This is a genomic window from Streptomyces sp. NBC_00162, from assembly GCF_024611995.1.
Taxonomy (GTDB): domain Bacteria; phylum Actinomycetota; class Actinomycetes; order Streptomycetales; family Streptomycetaceae; genus Streptomyces.
Genome location: NZ_CP102509.1, coordinates 3,842,526 through 3,856,750, shown reverse-complemented (window position 1 = coordinate 3,856,750; position 14,225 = coordinate 3,842,526). Strand labels below are relative to the sequence as shown.

Annotated in this window: 26 protein-coding genes; all 26 read left to right on the top strand. The window is 65.7% G+C overall.

Annotated elements, in window-relative coordinates:
- The first annotated feature begins 9 nt into the window (after nt 1-9).
- The 26 genes from rpsS to truA all read left to right on the top strand — a co-directional run bounded on the left by rpsS (nt 10) and on the right by truA (nt 14,225).
- On the top strand, nt 10-291 hold the full coding sequence (gene rpsS, locus JIW86_RS17860; protein ID WP_008739713.1) for a 30S ribosomal protein S19: 282 nt from the start codon (nt 10-12) through the stop codon (nt 289-291).
- 43 nt (nt 292-334) lie between these two features.
- A complete protein-coding gene (gene rplV, locus JIW86_RS17855) occupies nt 335-682 on the top strand; it encodes a 50S ribosomal protein L22 (protein ID WP_037792011.1) in 348 nt (115 codons plus the stop codon).
- Nucleotides 682-1,524: a 30S ribosomal protein S3 gene (gene rpsC / locus JIW86_RS17850; RefSeq protein ID WP_008739710.1), complete on the top strand. Its 843-nt coding sequence runs from the start codon at nt 682-684 to the stop codon at nt 1,522-1,524. Before rplV ends, rpsC begins: the two co-directional genes overlap by 1 nt.
- Before the next feature lie 5 nt (nt 1,525-1,529).
- Nucleotides 1,530-1,949, top strand: coding sequence for a 50S ribosomal protein L16 (gene rplP / locus JIW86_RS17845; protein WP_008739704.1), 420 nt, complete (start codon nt 1,530-1,532; stop codon nt 1,947-1,949).
- Nucleotides 1,949-2,173 carry a 50S ribosomal protein L29 gene (rpmC, locus tag JIW86_RS17840; protein ID WP_008739703.1) on the top strand — a complete coding sequence of 75 codons (225 nt, stop codon included), beginning with the start codon at nt 1,949-1,951 and terminating at the stop codon, nt 2,171-2,173. The genes rplP and rpmC overlap by 1 nt, the downstream gene beginning before the upstream one ends.
- Nucleotides 2,173-2,454, top strand: a complete 282-nt coding sequence (gene rpsQ / locus JIW86_RS17835) for a 30S ribosomal protein S17 (RefSeq protein ID WP_030008467.1) — start codon at nt 2,173-2,175, stop codon at nt 2,452-2,454. Before rpmC ends, rpsQ begins: the two co-directional genes overlap by 1 nt.
- 106 nt (nt 2,455-2,560) lie before the next feature.
- Nucleotides 2,561-2,929: a 50S ribosomal protein L14 gene (gene rplN / locus JIW86_RS17830; protein ID WP_008739701.1), complete on the top strand. Its 369-nt coding sequence runs from the start codon at nt 2,561-2,563 to the stop codon at nt 2,927-2,929.
- Nucleotides 2,930-2,931: 2 nt separating this feature from the next.
- Complete coding sequence (rplX, locus tag JIW86_RS17825; RefSeq protein ID WP_073912889.1) at nt 2,932-3,255, top strand: 50S ribosomal protein L24; 324 nt, start codon at nt 2,932-2,934, stop codon at nt 3,253-3,255.
- Nucleotides 3,255-3,806 (top strand): 50S ribosomal protein L5, encoded by a 552-nt coding sequence (rplE, locus tag JIW86_RS17820; protein WP_030154702.1) that lies wholly within the window; start codon nt 3,255-3,257, stop codon nt 3,804-3,806. The genes rplX and rplE overlap by 1 nt, the downstream gene beginning before the upstream one ends.
- 5 nt (nt 3,807-3,811) lie before the next feature.
- Entirely contained in the window at nt 3,812-3,997 is a 186-nt protein-coding gene (locus JIW86_RS17815; RefSeq protein ID WP_003956452.1) for a type Z 30S ribosomal protein S14, read from the top strand.
- Nucleotides 3,998-4,220: 223 nt separating this feature from the next.
- Nucleotides 4,221-4,619 carry a 30S ribosomal protein S8 gene (rpsH, locus tag JIW86_RS17810; RefSeq protein WP_007265911.1) on the top strand — a complete coding sequence of 133 codons (399 nt, stop codon included), beginning with the start codon at nt 4,221-4,223 and terminating at the stop codon, nt 4,617-4,619.
- A gap of 20 nt (nt 4,620-4,639) precedes the next feature.
- On the top strand, nt 4,640-5,179 hold the full coding sequence (gene rplF / locus JIW86_RS17805) for a 50S ribosomal protein L6 (protein ID WP_215143987.1): 540 nt from the start codon (nt 4,640-4,642) through the stop codon (nt 5,177-5,179).
- A 2-nt stretch (nt 5,180-5,181) separates the two neighbouring features.
- Complete coding sequence (rplR, locus tag JIW86_RS17800; RefSeq protein ID WP_008739696.1) at nt 5,182-5,565, top strand: 50S ribosomal protein L18; 384 nt, start codon at nt 5,182-5,184, stop codon at nt 5,563-5,565.
- Nucleotides 5,566-5,610: 45 nt separating this feature from the next.
- Nucleotides 5,611-6,213, top strand: a complete 603-nt coding sequence (rpsE, locus tag JIW86_RS17795; RefSeq protein WP_073912880.1) for a 30S ribosomal protein S5 — start codon at nt 5,611-5,613, stop codon at nt 6,211-6,213.
- Nucleotides 6,213-6,395, top strand: coding sequence for a 50S ribosomal protein L30 (gene rpmD, locus JIW86_RS17790; protein ID WP_053682614.1), 183 nt, complete (start codon nt 6,213-6,215; stop codon nt 6,393-6,395). The genes rpsE and rpmD overlap by 1 nt, the downstream gene beginning before the upstream one ends.
- A gap of 1 nt (nt 6,396) precedes the next feature.
- Entirely contained in the window at nt 6,397-6,852 is a 456-nt protein-coding gene (gene rplO, locus JIW86_RS17785; protein ID WP_008739693.1) for a 50S ribosomal protein L15, read from the top strand.
- A 187-nt stretch (nt 6,853-7,039) separates the two neighbouring features.
- Nucleotides 7,040-8,353, top strand: coding sequence for a preprotein translocase subunit SecY (gene secY / locus JIW86_RS17780; RefSeq protein WP_215143985.1), 1,314 nt, complete (start codon nt 7,040-7,042; stop codon nt 8,351-8,353).
- On the top strand, nt 8,353-9,000 hold the full coding sequence (locus JIW86_RS17775; protein WP_215143983.1) for an adenylate kinase: 648 nt from the start codon (nt 8,353-8,355) through the stop codon (nt 8,998-9,000). Before secY ends, JIW86_RS17775 begins: the two co-directional genes overlap by 1 nt.
- A 95-nt stretch (nt 9,001-9,095) precedes the next feature.
- Complete coding sequence (gene map / locus JIW86_RS17770) at nt 9,096-9,947, top strand: type I methionyl aminopeptidase (protein WP_257554802.1); 852 nt, start codon at nt 9,096-9,098, stop codon at nt 9,945-9,947.
- Nucleotides 9,948-10,085: 138 nt separating this feature from the next.
- Entirely contained in the window at nt 10,086-10,307 is a 222-nt protein-coding gene (gene infA / locus JIW86_RS17765) for a translation initiation factor IF-1 (RefSeq protein ID WP_003956442.1), read from the top strand.
- A gap of 74 nt (nt 10,308-10,381) precedes the next feature.
- A complete protein-coding gene (gene rpmJ / locus JIW86_RS17760) occupies nt 10,382-10,495 on the top strand; it encodes a 50S ribosomal protein L36 (protein WP_003956441.1) in 114 nt (37 codons plus the stop codon).
- 200 nt (nt 10,496-10,695) lie between these two features.
- The gene (rpsM, locus tag JIW86_RS17755) at nt 10,696-11,076 is read left to right on the top strand and encodes a 30S ribosomal protein S13 (RefSeq protein ID WP_007265919.1); all 381 of its coding nucleotides are present in this window, start codon (nt 10,696-10,698) and stop codon (nt 11,074-11,076) included.
- 54 nt (nt 11,077-11,130) lie between these two features.
- Nucleotides 11,131-11,535, top strand: coding sequence for a 30S ribosomal protein S11 (rpsK, locus tag JIW86_RS17750; protein WP_003956432.1), 405 nt, complete (start codon nt 11,131-11,133; stop codon nt 11,533-11,535).
- 150 nt (nt 11,536-11,685) lie between these two features.
- Nucleotides 11,686-12,708: a DNA-directed RNA polymerase subunit alpha gene (locus JIW86_RS17745; RefSeq protein WP_008739666.1), complete on the top strand. Its 1,023-nt coding sequence runs from the start codon at nt 11,686-11,688 to the stop codon at nt 12,706-12,708.
- 89 nt (nt 12,709-12,797) lie between these two features.
- On the top strand, nt 12,798-13,271 hold the full coding sequence (gene rplQ, locus JIW86_RS17740; protein WP_215143979.1) for a 50S ribosomal protein L17: 474 nt from the start codon (nt 12,798-12,800) through the stop codon (nt 13,269-13,271).
- 102 nt (nt 13,272-13,373) lie between these two features.
- Entirely contained in the window at nt 13,374-14,225 is an 852-nt protein-coding gene (gene truA / locus JIW86_RS17735; protein WP_215143977.1) for a tRNA pseudouridine(38-40) synthase TruA, read from the top strand.

Below are 14,225 nucleotides of genomic sequence, written 5' to 3'. Positions count from 1 at the left end.
CGGGTTTAGATGCCGCGCAGTCTCAAGAAGGGGCCCTTCGTCGACGACCACCTCGTAAAGAAGGTGGACGTCCAGAACGAAGCCGGCACCAAGAACGTCATCAAGACCTGGTCCCGTCGCTCGATGATCATCCCCAGCATGCTGGGTCACACCATCGCGGTGCACAACGGCAAGACCCACGTCCCGGTGTTCGTCACCGAGTCGATGGTCGGCCACAAGCTCGGCGAGTTCTCGCCGACTCGCACCTTCCGCGGCCACGTCAAGGACGACCGGAAGTCGAAGCGCCGCTAAAGGCGGGGTGGTTACGACTATGACTTACACCGAAGGGACAACCATGGAAGCCAGGGCCCAGGCGCGGTACATCCGCGTCACGCCCATGAAGGCCCGCCGAGTGGTGGACCTTATCCGTGGCATGGATGCCACGGAGGCTCAGGCGGTCCTGCGTTTCGCCCCGCAGGCCGCGAGCGTGCCGGTTGGCAAGGTGCTTGACAGCGCCATTGCCAATGCCGCACACAACTACAACCACCCGGACGCCTCCACGCTGGTCATCAGCGAGGCGTTCGTGGACGAGGGCCCGACCCTGAAGCGGTTCCGTCCGCGTGCGCAGGGCCGTGCCTACCGGATCCGCAAGCGGACCAGCCACATCACCGTGGTCGTCAGCAGCAAGGAAGGTTCCCGGTAATGGGCCAGAAGGTAAACCCGCACGGGTTCCGGCTCGGCATCACCACCGACTTCAAGTCGCGTTGGTACGCCGACAAGCTGTACAAGGACTACGTCAAGGAAGACGTCGCCATCCGCAGGATGATGACGTCCGGCATGGAGCGCGCCGGCATCTCGAAGGTTGAGATCGAGCGCACCCGTGACCGCGTGCGTGTGGACATCCACACCGCTCGTCCGGGCATCGTCATCGGCCGCCGTGGCGCCGAGGCCGACCGCATCCGCGGCGACCTCGAGAAGCTCACGGGCAAGCAGGTCCAGCTGAACATCCTCGAGGTCAAGAACCCCGAGCTTGACGCTCAGCTGGTTGCCCAGGCCGTTGCCGAGCAGCTCTCCTCCCGCGTCTCCTTCCGTCGCGCCATGCGTAAGAGCATGCAGGGCACGATGAAGGCCGGCGCCAAGGGCATCAAGATCCAGTGTGGCGGCCGTCTCGGCGGCGCCGAGATGTCCCGCTCCGAGTTCTACCGCGAGGGTCGTGTGCCGCTGCACACGCTGCGCGCGAACGTGGACTACGGCTTCTTCGAGGCCAAGACCACCTTCGGCCGTATCGGTGTGAAGGTCTGGATCTACAAGGGCGACGTCAAGAACATCGCCGAGGTTCGCGCCGAGAACGCTGCGGCCCGTGCGGGTAACCGCCCGGCCCGTGGTGCTCAGGGCGCTGGCGACCGTCCCGCCGGCCGTGGTGGCCGTGGTGGCGAGCGCGGCGGCCGTGGTGGCCGCAAGCCGCAGCAGGCTGCTGGTGCCGAGGCCCCCAAGGCCGACGCTCCCGCCGCCGCTCCGGCCGAGAGCACCGGAACGGAGGCCTGACCGACATGCTGATCCCTCGTAGGGTCAAGCACCGCAAGCAGCACCACCCCAAGCGCAGTGGTATGGCGAAGGGCGGTACTGAGGTCACGTTCGGTGAGTACGGCATCCAGGCGCTGACCCCGGCGTACGTGACGAACCGCCAGATCGAGGCGGCTCGTATTGCGATGACCCGCCACATCAAGCGTGGCGGCAAGGTCTGGATCAACATCTACCCGGACCGCCCGCTGACGAAGAAGCCTGCCGAGACCCGCATGGGTTCCGGTAAGGGTTCTCCCGAGTGGTGGATCGCCAACGTGCACCCGGGCCGGGTCATGTTCGAGCTGTCCTACCCGAACGAGAAGATTGCTCGTGAGGCGCTCACCCGCGCTGCTCACAAGCTTCCGATGAAGTGCCGGATTGTTCGGCGCGAGGCAGGTGAGTCGTGATGGCGACGGGAACCAAGGCGTCCGAGCTGCGTGAGCTCGGCAACGAGGAGCTCGTTGGCAAGCTGCGCGAGGCCAAGGAGGAGCTGTTCAAGCTCCGCTTCCAGGCGGCCACGGGTCAGCTGGAGAACAACGGCCGGCTCAAGTCCGTCCGTAAGGACATCGCTCGCATCTACACCCTGATGCACGAGCGTGAGCTCGGTATCGAGACGGTGGAGAGCGCCTGATGAGCGAGAACAACGTGACTGAGAAGACCGAGCGCGGTTTCCGCAAGACCCGTGAGGGTCTGGTCGTCAGCGACAAGATGGACAAGACCGTCGTCGTCGCCGTCGAGGACCGCGTGAAGCACGCCCTGTACGGCAAGGTCATCCGCCGTACGAACAAGCTCAAGGCTCACGACGAGCAGAACGCTGCCGGCGTCGGCGACCGCGTCCTCATCATGGAGACGCGTCCGCTGTCGGCGAGCAAGCGCTGGCGCATCGTCGAGATCCTCGAGAAGGCCAAGTAATTCGTCCGGGGGGTTTCCCCCGGATTCGTTCCGCCAGGCTCGGTGGGGGCCCAGCTCCTCGGAGTGAAGCCCCCGCCGGGAACCGGCAGACAAACAGGAGATACACGTGATCCAGCAGGAGTCGCGACTGCGTATCGCCGACAACACTGGTGCCAAGGAAATCCTTTGCATCCGTGTTCTCGGTGGTTCCGGTCGCCGCTACGCGGGCATCGGTGACGTCATCGTCGCCACCGTCAAGGACGCGATCCCCGGTGGCAACGTGAAGAAGGGTGACGTCGTCAAGGCGGTCATCGTTCGCACCGTCAAGGAGCGTCGCCGCCAGGACGGCTCGTACATCCGCTTTGACGAGAACGCCGCCGTCATTCTGAAGAACGACGGCGACCCTCGCGGCACCCGTATCTTCGGCCCGGTGGGCCGTGAGCTGCGCGAGAAGAAGTTCATGAAGATCATCTCGCTCGCGCCGGAGGTGCTGTAAGCATGAAGATCAAGAAGGGCGACCTGGTTCAGGTCATCACCGGTAAGGACAAGGGCAAGCAGGGCAAGGTCATCGTCGCCTTCCCCGCTGAGAACCGCGTCCTCGTCGAGGGTGTCAACCGGGTCAAGAAGCACACCAAGGCCGGCCAGACCGCTGGTGGCTCGCAGACCGGTGGCATCGTGATCACCGAGGCGCCGATCCACGTCAGCAACGTTCAGCTGGTTGTGGAGAAGGACGGCCAGAAGGTCGTTACCCGCGTCGGTTTCCGCTTCGACGACGAGGGCAACAAGATCCGCGTTGCCAAGCGGACGGGTGAGGACATCTGATGGCTACCACTCCGCGTCTCAAGACGAAGTACCGCGAGGACATCGCGGGCAAGCTGCGTGAAGAGTTCTCGTACGAGAACGTCATGCAGATCCCCGGCCTCGTGAAGATCGTGGTCAACATGGGTGTGGGCGACGCCGCCCGCGACTCCAAGCTGATCGACGGCGCCATCCGCGACCTGACGACGATCACCGGTCAGAAGCCGGCCGTCACGAAGGCCCGCAAGTCCATCGCGCAGTTCAAGCTGCGCGAGGGTCAGCCGATCGGCTGCCACGTCACCCTCCGTGGTGACCGCATGTGGGAGTTCCTGGACCGTACGCTGTCGCTCGCGCTTCCGCGTATCCGTGACTTCCGTGGTCTGTCGCCGAAGCAGTTCGACGGCCGTGGCAACTACACCTTCGGTCTCACGGAGCAGGTCATGTTCCACGAGATCGACCAGGACAAGATCGACCGTACCCGGGGTATGGACATCACCGTGGTCACCACGGCGACCAACGACGCTGAGGGCCGCGCGCTCCTTCGTCACCTCGGCTTCCCCTTCAAGGAGGCGTAAGCGAGATGGCGAAGAAGGCTCTCATCGCGAAGGCTGCCCGCAAGCCCAAGTTCGGTGTGCGTGCGTACACCCGCTGCCAGCGCTGCGGTCGTCCCCACTCCGTGTACCGCAAGTTCGGCCTGTGCCGCGTGTGCCTTCGTGAGATGGCTCACCGTGGCGAGCTGCCGGGCGTGACCAAGAGCTCCTGGTAAATCACCCTAGTCCGCAAGGACTTGGGGGGTACCAGGCACTCTCGGTAAGCATCTGGACGGTGGGTGCCCGGCCGCGCATGCCTTAGGCTTGTGTGGTTGGGCGTCCGCCGCCCATAACGACTTACTACGCCGTAGGTCCCCGCACCGCACCCGTCCCGCCACTGAGTGGGGAGAGGGATGGCGCATACAGGAAACCCCGGCGAGAGAGGCCGAAGGCCACTTCATGACCATGACTGACCCGATCGCAGACATGCTCACGCGTCTGCGTAACGCTAACTCGGCGTACCACGACACCGTCGTGATGCCGCACAGCAAGATCAAGTCGCACATCGCAGAGATCCTCAAGCAGGAGGGTTTCATCACCGGCTGGAAGGTCGAGGACGCCGAGGTCGGCAAGAACCTCGTCCTCGAGCTGAAGTTCGGGCCGAACCGCGAGCGCTCCATTGCGGGCATCAAGCGGATCTCGAAGCCCGGTCTGCGCGTGTACGCGAAGTCCACCAACCTGCCGAAGGTGCTCGGCGGCCTGGGCGTGGCGATCATCTCCACGTCCCACGGTCTCCTGACCGGCCAGCAGGCAGGCAAGAAGGGCGTAGGTGGGGAAGTCCTCGCCTACGTCTGGTAGTCGGGAACGGAGGAAAAGCAATGTCGCGAATCGGCAAGCTCCCCATCCAGGTTCCCGCCGGTGTGGACGTCACCATCGATGGCAGCACGGTCGCCGTGAAGGGCCCCAAGGGTTCCCTCTCGCACACCGTCGCGTCGCCCATCGGTGTCGTTAAGGGCGAGGACGGTGTCCTCACCGTCACGCGCCCCAACGACGAGCGTCAGAACAAGGCCCTGCACGGCCTGTCCCGCACGCTGGTGGCGAACATGATCACCGGCGTGACCACGGGTTACGTCAAGGCTCTCGAGATCAGCGGTGTCGGTTACCGCGTCGCCGCGAAGGGCTCCAACCTGGAGTTCCAGCTTGGCTACAGCCACCCGATCCTGATCGAGGCGCCCGAGGGCATCTCCTTCAAGGTCGAGTCGCCCACCAAGTTCTCGGTCGAGGGCATCGACAAGCAGAAGGTCGGCGAGGTCGCCGCCAACATCCGCAAGCTGCGGAAGCCCGACCCGTACAAGGCCAAGGGTGTCAAGTACGCCGGCGAAGTCATCCGCCGCAAGGTCGGAAAGGCTGGTAAGTAGCCATGGCATACGGTGTGAAGATCGCCAAGGGCGACGCGTACAAGCGCGCTGCCAAGGCTCGCCGCCACATCCGCATTCGCAAGAACGTGTCGGGTACGGCGGAGCGTCCGCGCCTCGTCGTGACGCGTTCCAACCGCAACATCGTTGCTCAGGTCATCGACGACCTCCAGGGTCACACCCTGGCGTCCGCGTCGACCCTGGACACCTCGATCCGCGGTGGCGAAGGCGACAAGAGCGCCCAGGCCCAGGCCGTCGGCGCGCTCGTGGCCGAGCGTGCGAAGGCTGCCGGCGTCGAGACCGTTGTCTTTGACCGCGGTGGCAACCGATACGCCGGGCGCATTGCCGCTCTGGCTGACGCCGCCCGCGAAGCCGGGCTGAAGTTCTAAGCCCCGGTTCCGGGACTCACGGACGTAACAGAGAGAGGTAATCCAATGGCTGGACCCCAGCGCCGCGGAAGCGGTGCCGGTGGCGGCGAGCGGCGGGACCGGAAGGGTCGCGACGGTGGCCCTGCCGCCGAGAAGACCGCTTACGTTGAGCGCGTTGTCGCGATCAACCGCGTCGCCAAGGTTGTCAAGGGTGGTCGCCGCTTCAGCTTCACCGCGCTGGTCGTGGTGGGCGACGGTGACGGCACCGTAGGTGTCGGATACGGCAAGGCCAAGGAAGTTCCCGCGGCCATCGCCAAGGGTGTCGAGGAAGCCAAGAAGAGCTTCTTCAAGGTTCCCCGCATCCAGGGCACCATCCCTCACCCGATCACGGGCGAGCGTGCCGCGGGCGTCGTGCTCCTGAAGCCGGCTTCCCCCGGTACCGGTGTTATCGCCGGTGGCCCGGTGCGCGCCGTTCTGGAGTGCGCCGGCGTTCACGACATCCTGTCGAAGTCGCTCGGCTCTTCCAACGCGATCAACATCGTGCACGCGACCGTGGCGGCCCTCAAGGGCCTGCAGCGTCCCGAGGAGATCGCGGCTCGCCGTGGTCTGCCCCTCGAGGACGTCGCCCCCGCGGCCCTGCTTCGTGCACGTGCTGGGGCGGGTGCGTAATGGCTCGCCTCAAGATCACGCAGACGAAGTCGTACATCGGCAGCAAGCAGAACCACCGCGACACTCTGCGTTCGCTCGGGCTCAAGCGCCTGAACGACGTGGTCGTCAAGGAGGACCGCCCCGAGTTCCGCGGAATGGTGCAGACCGTCCGCCACCTCGTGACGGTTGAGGAGGTTGACTAACATGGCTGAGAACAGCCCGCTGAAGGCCCACAACCTCCGTCCCGCCCCCGGTGCCAAGACCGCGAAGACCCGTGTCGGTCGTGGTGAGGCGTCGAAGGGTAAGACGGCCGGTCGTGGTACGAAGGGCCAGAAGGCCCGTTACCAGATCCCGCAGCGCTTCGAGGGTGGGCAGATGCCCCTCCACATGCGCCTGCCGAAGCTCAAGGGCTTCAAGAACCCGTTCCGCACCGAGTTCCAGGTCGTGAACCTGGACAAGCTCGGCGCTCTCTACCCCGAGGGTGGAGAAGTCACGGTGGCCGACCTGGTCGCCAAGGGCGCGGTTCGCAAGAACAGCCTCGTCAAGGTCCTGGGCCAGGGCGAGCTCTCCGTGGCGCTGCAGGTTTCGGTTGACGCCGTTTCCGCCTCCGCCAAGGAGAAGATTGCCGCTGCCGGCGGCACTGTCACCGAGCTCGTCTAAGACGAATCCAGTGGCTAAATAGCACGAAACCCGACCGGGGATGCCTCACATATGGGGCATCCCCGGTTGGTCGTTCCACGGGAGGCACACTCGCCGGTAAGGTGGCGTGCACCTTTGCTTTGTCGTATACGTCGATCCCTCAGACCGTCACCTCTGACGCAGTAGCGCGGGGGTCGCAGGAGGCACCGTGCTCACCGCGTTCGCCCGGGCGTTCAAGACGCCCGACCTGCGCAAGAAGCTGCTCTTCACGCTCGCCATCATCGTGCTGTTCAGGCTCGGGTCCCACATCCCGGTCCCCGGCGTGAGCTACAAGAACGTTCAGATCTGTGTCGACCAGGCAGGCAGCAGCAACGGGCTGTTCGGTCTCGTCAACATGTTCAGCGGCGGTGCGCTGCTGCAGATCACGATCTTTGCGCTCGGCATCATGCCGTACATCACGGCGAGCATCATTCTGCAGCTGCTGACCGTGGTCATCCCGAAGCTGGAGAACCTCAAAAAAGAGGGACAGTCCGGCACGGCGAAGATCACTCAGTACACGCGCTATCTGACGGTCGCACTCGCGATCCTGCAGGGCACGGGCCTCGTGGCCACTGCCCGCACTGGTGCCCTGTTCCAGGGTTGCCAGGTCGCCAGCCAGATCGTCCCGGACCGGTCGATCTTCACCACGATCGTCATGGTGGTCACCATGACCGCCGGTACCTGCGTCGTCATGTGGCTCGGTGAGCTCGTGACCGACCGCGGCATCGGCAACGGCATGTCGATCCTCATGTTCATCTCGATCGCCGCCGGCTTCATCGGCGCCCTGTGGCAGATCAAGCTCCAGGGCAAGATCGCCGACGGCTGGGTCGAGTTCGGTGTCGTCATCCTGGTCGGCCTCGCGATGGTCGCCCTGGTGGTCTTCGTCGAGCAGGCGCAGCGCCGGATCCCGGTCCAGTACGCGAAGCGCATGATCGGCCGCCGTGCGTACGGCGGCACCTCGACCTACATCCCGCTCAAGGTGAACCAGGCGGGTGTGATCCCCGTCATCTTCGCCTCGTCGCTGCTGTACATCCCGGCGCTGATCGTTCAGTTCAGCGGTTCCACCGCGGGCTGGGCGACCTGGATCCAGAAGCACTTCGTCAAGGGCGACCACCCGTACTACATCGCGACCTACTTCCTCCTGATCGTCTTCTTCGCGTTCTTCTACGTGGCGATCTCGTTCAACCCCGAGGAAGTTGCAGACAACATGAAGAAGTATGGTGGGTTCATCCCGGGTATTCGTGCCGGTCGACCCACCGCCGAGTACCTGAGCTACGTGCTCAACCGGATCACTTGGCCGGGGTCGCTGTACCTGGGTCTCATCGCTCTTGTGCCGACGATGGCGTTGGCGGGCTTCGGAGCGAACCAGAACTTCCCGTTCGGCGGGACGAGCATCCTGATCATCGTGGGTGTGGGTCTGGAAACCGTGAAGCAGATCGAGAGCCAGCTCCAGCAGCGTAATTACGAAGGGTTCCTCCGCTGATGCGAATCGTCCTCGTCGGACCGCCCGGTGCGGGCAAGGGAACGCAGGCCGCGTTCCTTGCCAAGAACCTGTCGATCCCGCACATCTCCACGGGCGACCTGTTCCGGGCAAACATCAGCCAGGGCACCGAGCTCGGCAAGCAGGCCAAGGCGTTCATGGACGCCGGCGACCTGGTGCCCGACGAGGTCACCATCGCCATGGCCAAGGACCGCATGGAGCAGGCGGACGCCGCGAACGGCTTCCTGCTCGACGGGTTCCCGCGCAACGTGTCGCAGGCCGAGGCCCTCGACGAGATGCTCCAGGCCGCTGGCATGAAGCTCGACGCCGTCCTCGACCTGGAGGTCGAGGAGGACGAGGTCGTCAAGCGGATCGCCGGTCGGCGGATCTGCCGCAACGACTCGGCGCACGTCTTCCACGTCACGTACGCCCCGCCGAAGGCCGAGGGCGTCTGTGACAACTGCGGCGGCGAGCTGTACCAGCGGGGCGACGACTCCGAGGACACGGTTCGCAACCGGCTCGAGGTCTACCACACGCAGACCGAGCCGATCATCGACTACTACAAGGCCCAGGGCCTGCTCGTGACGATCCCCGCCCTCGGTGAGGTCGCGGACGTGACGAAGCGCGCGATGGATGCGCTGAAGAAGTAGTCACCCCCTGTTGTGCAGGTACGGCCGCGGTGTCCCCAGGGCATCGCGGCCGTACTGTTGAGAAGACTCGTTTCGAAGCTGGAAGGCTGTTCCACATGGTCCAGATCAAGACCCCCGAGCAGATCGCGAAGATGCGCGAGGCAGGGCTGGTCGTCGCCGCGATCCACGCGGCGACCCGTGAGGCGGCCGTACCGGGCGCCACGACGCGGGATCTGGACATGGTGGCCCGCAAGGTCATCGCGGACGCCGGCGCGAAGTCGAACTTCCTCGGCTACGGCGGCTTCCCCGCGACCATCTGCACCTCGGTGAACGAGGTCGTCGTCCACGGCATCCCGGACGACAAGACGGTCCTCAAGGACGGCGACATCATCTCGATCGACGCCGGTGCGATCGTCGACGGCTGGCACGGGGACGCGGCGTACACGGCCTTCGTGGGCACTGGGCACGCCCCTGAGCTCGTGGAGCTCTCCCGGGTGACCGAGGAGTCCATGTGGGCCGGTATCGCCGCCATGAAGCTCGGCAACCGGCTCGTGGACATCTCGAAGGCGATCGAGACGTACATCAAGCGCCAGCCGCGCCCTTCCACCGGTGAGCACAGCCTCGGCAAGTTCGGGATCATCGAGGACTACGGCGGCCACGGCATCGGGTCCGAGATGCACATGGACCCCCACCTGCTGAACTACGTCTCGCGCAAGCGGGGCAAGGGGATCAAGCTGGTCCCCGGCGTCTGCCTGGCCATCGAGCCGATGGTCTCCCTGGGCACCGCCCAGACCGAGGTCCTGGCGGACGACTGGACGGTCATCACCACGGACGGCACCTGGTCCTCGCACTGGGAGCACTCCATCGCGCTGACCGAGGCCGGCCCCATCGTCCTGACCAGCCCGGACTGCGGCAAGGCGAAGCTGGCGGAGTACGGAGTCACCACGGCTCCGGACCCTCTGGCGTAATGATCTACACTCTGGGGCAAACTTTCCGGATTCGTCTTTCTGGGTGCCCTGACGTAGACTGACTCGTCGGCTCTCGTGCACTTCCATGCCTGCATGGAGCGCGAAGCCGATCAAGGTAGCCGATTCGAAAGGCGAAGCGTGGCCAAGAAGCAAGGTGCCATCGAAATCGAGGGCACCGTGATCGAGTCCCTCCCGAACGCGATGTTCAAGGTGGAACTCCAGAACGGTCACAAGGTCCTCGCGCACATCAGCGGCAAGATGCGCATGCACTACATCCGCATCCTCCCTGATGACCGGGTTGTCGTGGAGCTGTCTCCGTACGACCTGACGCGTGGCCGGATCGTCTACCGATACAAGTAGATCTTGTCGTCACTCCCGTCTGGGCGTCTTGTCCCGGCGCGGGTGGTGGCACTGACCCGGAGAACCTCACCAACATGAAGGTCAAGCCGAGCGTCAAGAAGATCTGCGACAAGTGCAAGGTGATCCGCCGTCACGGTCGGGTCATGGTCATCTGCGACAACCTGCGCCACAAGCAGCGCCAGGGCTGACGCACGCCGACCGACCTGCCTTCCGCAGTTCTTCGCGCGACGTAAGAAAACGTACATACGCAGAACCCGCCCAGCCCTTCACGGGGCCGGCGGCACCTCCGGCGGGGGCCGGGGACCCGGGCGTACCACCACCCACTTCGGGTTGGTCGGCGGTCGGGGTCGGTTCTGTGGAAGACCCCCGAACACACAGGAGCCATTGAATGGCACGCGTTTCCGGTGTTGACATCCCGCGCGAAAAGCGTGTGGAGATCGCACTCACCTACGTCTTCGGTATCGGGCGCACCCGGTCCAAGGAGATCCTCGCCTCCACCGGCGTGAACCCGAACACCCGCGTTCGTGACCTGGCCGAAGAGGACCTCGTCAAGATCCGCGAGTACGTGGACGCCAACCTCCGTACCGAGGGTGACCTCCGCCGCGAGATCCAGGGCGACATTCGCCGCAAGATCGAGATCCAGTGCTACCAGGGTATTCGCCACCGTCGTGGCCTGCCCGTGCACGGTCAGCGCACCAGCACGAACGCTCGTACCCGCAAGGGCCCGCGTCGCGCGATCGCCGGTAAGAAGAAGCCGGGCAAGAAGTAGTCCTGTTCAGCGGTCTTGCGCTGTAGGACCGACCACCTCCCGTAGGAGATTTAGATGCCCCCCAAGGGTCGTCAGGGCGCTGCCAAGAAGGTGCGCCGCAAGGAAAAGAAGAACGTCGCTCACGGGCACGCCCACATCAAGAGCACGTTCAACAACACCATCGTTTCGATCACCGACCCCTCGGGCAACGTGATCTCCTGGGCCTCCGCCGGCCACGTCGGCTTCAAGGGCTCGCGCAAGTCCACCCCCTTCGCCGCGCAGATGGCCGCCGAGTCGGCCGCCCGCCGCGCGCAGGAGCACGGCATGCGCAAGGTTGACGTCTTCGTCAAGGGTCCGGGCTCCGGCCGCGAGACCGCGATCCGCTCCCTCCAGGCCACTGGCCTCGAGGTCGGCTCGATCCAGGACGTCACCCCCACCCCGCACAACGGCTGCCGCCCGCCGAAGCGCCGCCGCGTCTGACGCAGCGGACGCACCTGTGCGTTCTTGAGTGTCCGGGCGGTACGACCCCTTCGGGGGCCGTGCCGCCCGTACCCTTGCAGTAGCCGTACTCCGGTACGGCGTCCCGTCGGGCGTCAAATAGTGGGCGTCCACGAATGAAGGAACACAGACATGCTTATCGCTCAGCGTCCTTCGCTGACCGAAGAGGTCGTCGACGAGTACCGCTCGCGGTTCGTGATCGAGCCGCTGGAGCCGGGCTTCGGCTACACCCTCGGTAACTCCCTGCGCCGTACGCTCCTGTCCTCGATCCCGGGTGCCGCTGTCACCAGCATCCGCGTGGACGGCGTCCTGCACGAGTTCACCACCGTGCCGGGTGTCAAGGAAGACGTCACCGACATCATCCTCAACATCAAGCAGCTGGTCGTCTCCTCGGAGCACGACGAGCCGGTCGTGATGTACCTGCGCAAGCAGGGGCCCGGCCTGGTCACCGCTGCCGACATCGCGCCCCCGGCCGGTGTCGAGGTGCACAACCCGGACCTGGTCCTCGCCACGCTCAACGGCAAGGGCAAGCTGGAGATGGAGCTGACCGTCGAGCGCGGTCGCGGCTACGTCTCCGCCGTCCAGAACAAGCAGCTGGGCCAGGAGATCGGTCGCATCCCGATCGACTCCATCTACAGCCCGGTCCTCAAGGTCACCTACAAGGTCGAGGCGACCCGAGTCGAGCAGCGCACCGACTTCGACAAGCTGATCGTCGACGTCGAGACCAAGCAGGCCATGCGCCCGCGCGACGCCATGGCGTCCGCCGGCAAGACCCTGGTCGAGCTGTTCGGCCTGGCGCGCGAGCTCAACATCGACGCCGAGGGCATCGACATGGGCCCGTCCCCCACGGACGCCGCCCTGGCCGCCGATCTGGCGCTGCCGATCGAGGAGCTCGAGCTCACCGTTCGGTCGTACAACTGCCTCAAGCGCGAGGGCATCCACTCCGTGGGTGAGCTCGTCGCCCGCTCCGAGGCCGACCTGCTCGACATCCGCAACTTCGGTGCGAAGTCGATCGACGAGGTCAAGGCGAAGCTGGCCGGCATGGGCCTGGCCCTCAAGGACAGCCCGCCCGGATTCGACCCGACCGCCGCTGCCGACGCCTTCGGCGCCGACGACGACGCGGACGCCGGTTTCGTCGAGACCGAGCAGTACTAAGCAGTACGAAGACTTTCCCGCGGCATCCGCCTCGGGGGAACTGACACCGGTACCTGACACGGCCGGTGCAGATATGAAGGAGTAACACCATGCCGCGTCCCGCAAAGGGTGCCCGTCTGGGCGGCAGCGCCGCGCACGAGAAGCACCTCCTCGCGAACCTCGCGAAGTCGCTCTTCGAGCACGGCCGCATCACCACCACCGAGGCCAAGGCCCGTCGCCTGCGTCCCTACGCCGAGCGTCTGGTCACCAAGGCCAAGAAGGGCGACATCCACAACCGTCGCCTGGTGCTGCAGACGATCACGGACAAGAGCATCGTGCACACGCTGTTCACCGAGATCGCCCCGCGCTACGAGAACCGCCCCGGTGGTTACACGCGCATCACCAAGATCGGCAACCGTCGTGGCGACAACGCCCCGATGGCCGTCATCGAGCTGGTCGAGGCCCTGACGGTCGCCCAGCAGGCCACTGGTGAGGCCGAGGCCGCCACCAAGCGCGCGGTGAAGGAGGCGGAGGCCAAGGCCGAGGCCACCGAGACCCCCGCCGAGGAGACCAAGGAGGCCTGATCCCGCTTCGGGATCGAGCTTGCTTGATCGGCTTTGAACGGGCCCGCCCCTTCCGGGGGCGGGCCCGTTCTGCATTTCTGAGCTTCTGAGAGGATCTGTCACGTGAGTGACGAGGTGGAGCCCGGGCACGTCCGGGTGCGGCTGGACCTGAGCTACGACGGCAAGGACTTCTCCGGCTGGGCGAAGCAGCGCGTGCTGCGGACCGTCCAGGGCGAGCTGGAATCGGCCCTGCAGACCGTGATGCGGCTGTCCGATCCGGTCGAGCTGACCGTGGCCGGACGTACGGACGCGGGCGTGCACGCCCGCGGCCAGGTCGCGCAGTTCGACCTGGCCGAAGAGGTGTGGGCCGAGCACCACGACAAGCTGCTGCGCCGCCTCGCCGGCCGGCTGCCGCACGACATCCGGGTGTGGAAGGCCGCGGAGGCCCCCCAGGGCTTCAACGCGCGCTTCTCGGCCATCTGGCGCCGCTACGCCTACCGCGTGGGCGACCACCAGGGCGGGGTGGACCCGCTGCGCCGCGGTCACGTCCTGTGGCACCAGTGGCCCCTCGACGTCGACGCCATGAACGAGGCCGCCGCCCCGCTGCTCGGCGAGCACGACTTCGCCGCGTACTGCAAGAAGCGCGAGGGTGCCACGACCATCCGTACGCTCCAGCAGCTCAGCTGGGAGCGCGCCGAGGACGGGATCATCACCGCGACCGTGCGCGCCGACGCCTTCTGCCACAACATGGTCCGCTCGCTGGTCGGCGCCCTGCTGCACGTCGGCGACGGGCACCGGCCCACCGACTGGCCCGGCAAGGTGCTGGAGGCGGCCGTACGGGACTCCTCGGTGCACGTGGTCAAGCCGCACGGGCTCACCCTGGAGGAGGTCGGCTACCCGGCCGACGAGCTGCTGGCCGCCCGCAGCAAGGAAGCGCGGAACGTGCGGACCCTCCCGGGCGCCGGCTGCTGCTGA

Excerpts from the sequence above, each read along its gene's own strand:
- rpmJ (WP_003956441.1), top strand. The coding sequence starts at position 10,382 with ATGAAGGTCAAGCCGAGCGTCAAGAAGATCTGCGACAAGTGCAAGGTG.
- JIW86_RS17775 (WP_215143983.1), top strand. The coding sequence starts at position 8,353 with ATGCGAATCGTCCTCGTCGGACCGCCCGGTGCGGGCAAGGGAACGCAG.
- map (WP_257554802.1), top strand. The coding sequence starts at position 9,096 with ATGGTCCAGATCAAGACCCCCGAGCAGATCGCGAAGATGCGCGAGGCA.
- rplF (WP_215143987.1), top strand. The coding sequence starts at position 4,640 with ATGTCGCGAATCGGCAAGCTCCCCATCCAGGTTCCCGCCGGTGTGGAC.
- rpsE (WP_073912880.1), top strand. The coding sequence starts at position 5,611 with ATGGCTGGACCCCAGCGCCGCGGAAGCGGTGCCGGTGGCGGCGAGCGG.
- rpmD (WP_053682614.1), top strand. The coding sequence starts at position 6,213 with ATGGCTCGCCTCAAGATCACGCAGACGAAGTCGTACATCGGCAGCAAG.
- rplQ (WP_215143979.1), top strand. The coding sequence starts at position 12,798 with ATGCCGCGTCCCGCAAAGGGTGCCCGTCTGGGCGGCAGCGCCGCGCAC.
- rpsS (WP_008739713.1), top strand. The coding sequence starts at position 10 with ATGCCGCGCAGTCTCAAGAAGGGGCCCTTCGTCGACGACCACCTCGTA.
- rpsH (WP_007265911.1), top strand. The coding sequence starts at position 4,221 with ATGACCATGACTGACCCGATCGCAGACATGCTCACGCGTCTGCGTAAC.
- rplO (WP_008739693.1), top strand. The coding sequence starts at position 6,397 with ATGGCTGAGAACAGCCCGCTGAAGGCCCACAACCTCCGTCCCGCCCCC.
- rpmC (WP_008739703.1), top strand. The coding sequence starts at position 1,949 with ATGGCGACGGGAACCAAGGCGTCCGAGCTGCGTGAGCTCGGCAACGAG.
- rpsQ (WP_030008467.1), top strand. The coding sequence starts at position 2,173 with ATGAGCGAGAACAACGTGACTGAGAAGACCGAGCGCGGTTTCCGCAAG.
- rpsK (WP_003956432.1), top strand. The coding sequence starts at position 11,131 with ATGCCCCCCAAGGGTCGTCAGGGCGCTGCCAAGAAGGTGCGCCGCAAG.
- rplV (WP_037792011.1), top strand. The coding sequence starts at position 335 with ATGGAAGCCAGGGCCCAGGCGCGGTACATCCGCGTCACGCCCATGAAG.
- rplP (WP_008739704.1), top strand. The coding sequence starts at position 1,530 with ATGCTGATCCCTCGTAGGGTCAAGCACCGCAAGCAGCACCACCCCAAG.
- rpsC (WP_008739710.1), top strand. The coding sequence starts at position 682 with ATGGGCCAGAAGGTAAACCCGCACGGGTTCCGGCTCGGCATCACCACC.
- JIW86_RS17745 (WP_008739666.1), top strand. The coding sequence starts at position 11,686 with ATGCTTATCGCTCAGCGTCCTTCGCTGACCGAAGAGGTCGTCGACGAG.
- rplR (WP_008739696.1), top strand. The coding sequence starts at position 5,182 with ATGGCATACGGTGTGAAGATCGCCAAGGGCGACGCGTACAAGCGCGCT.
- rpsM (WP_007265919.1), top strand. The coding sequence starts at position 10,696 with ATGGCACGCGTTTCCGGTGTTGACATCCCGCGCGAAAAGCGTGTGGAG.
- rplX (WP_073912889.1), top strand. The coding sequence starts at position 2,932 with ATGAAGATCAAGAAGGGCGACCTGGTTCAGGTCATCACCGGTAAGGAC.
- rplE (WP_030154702.1), top strand. The coding sequence starts at position 3,255 with ATGGCTACCACTCCGCGTCTCAAGACGAAGTACCGCGAGGACATCGCG.
- JIW86_RS17815 (WP_003956452.1), top strand. The coding sequence starts at position 3,812 with ATGGCGAAGAAGGCTCTCATCGCGAAGGCTGCCCGCAAGCCCAAGTTC.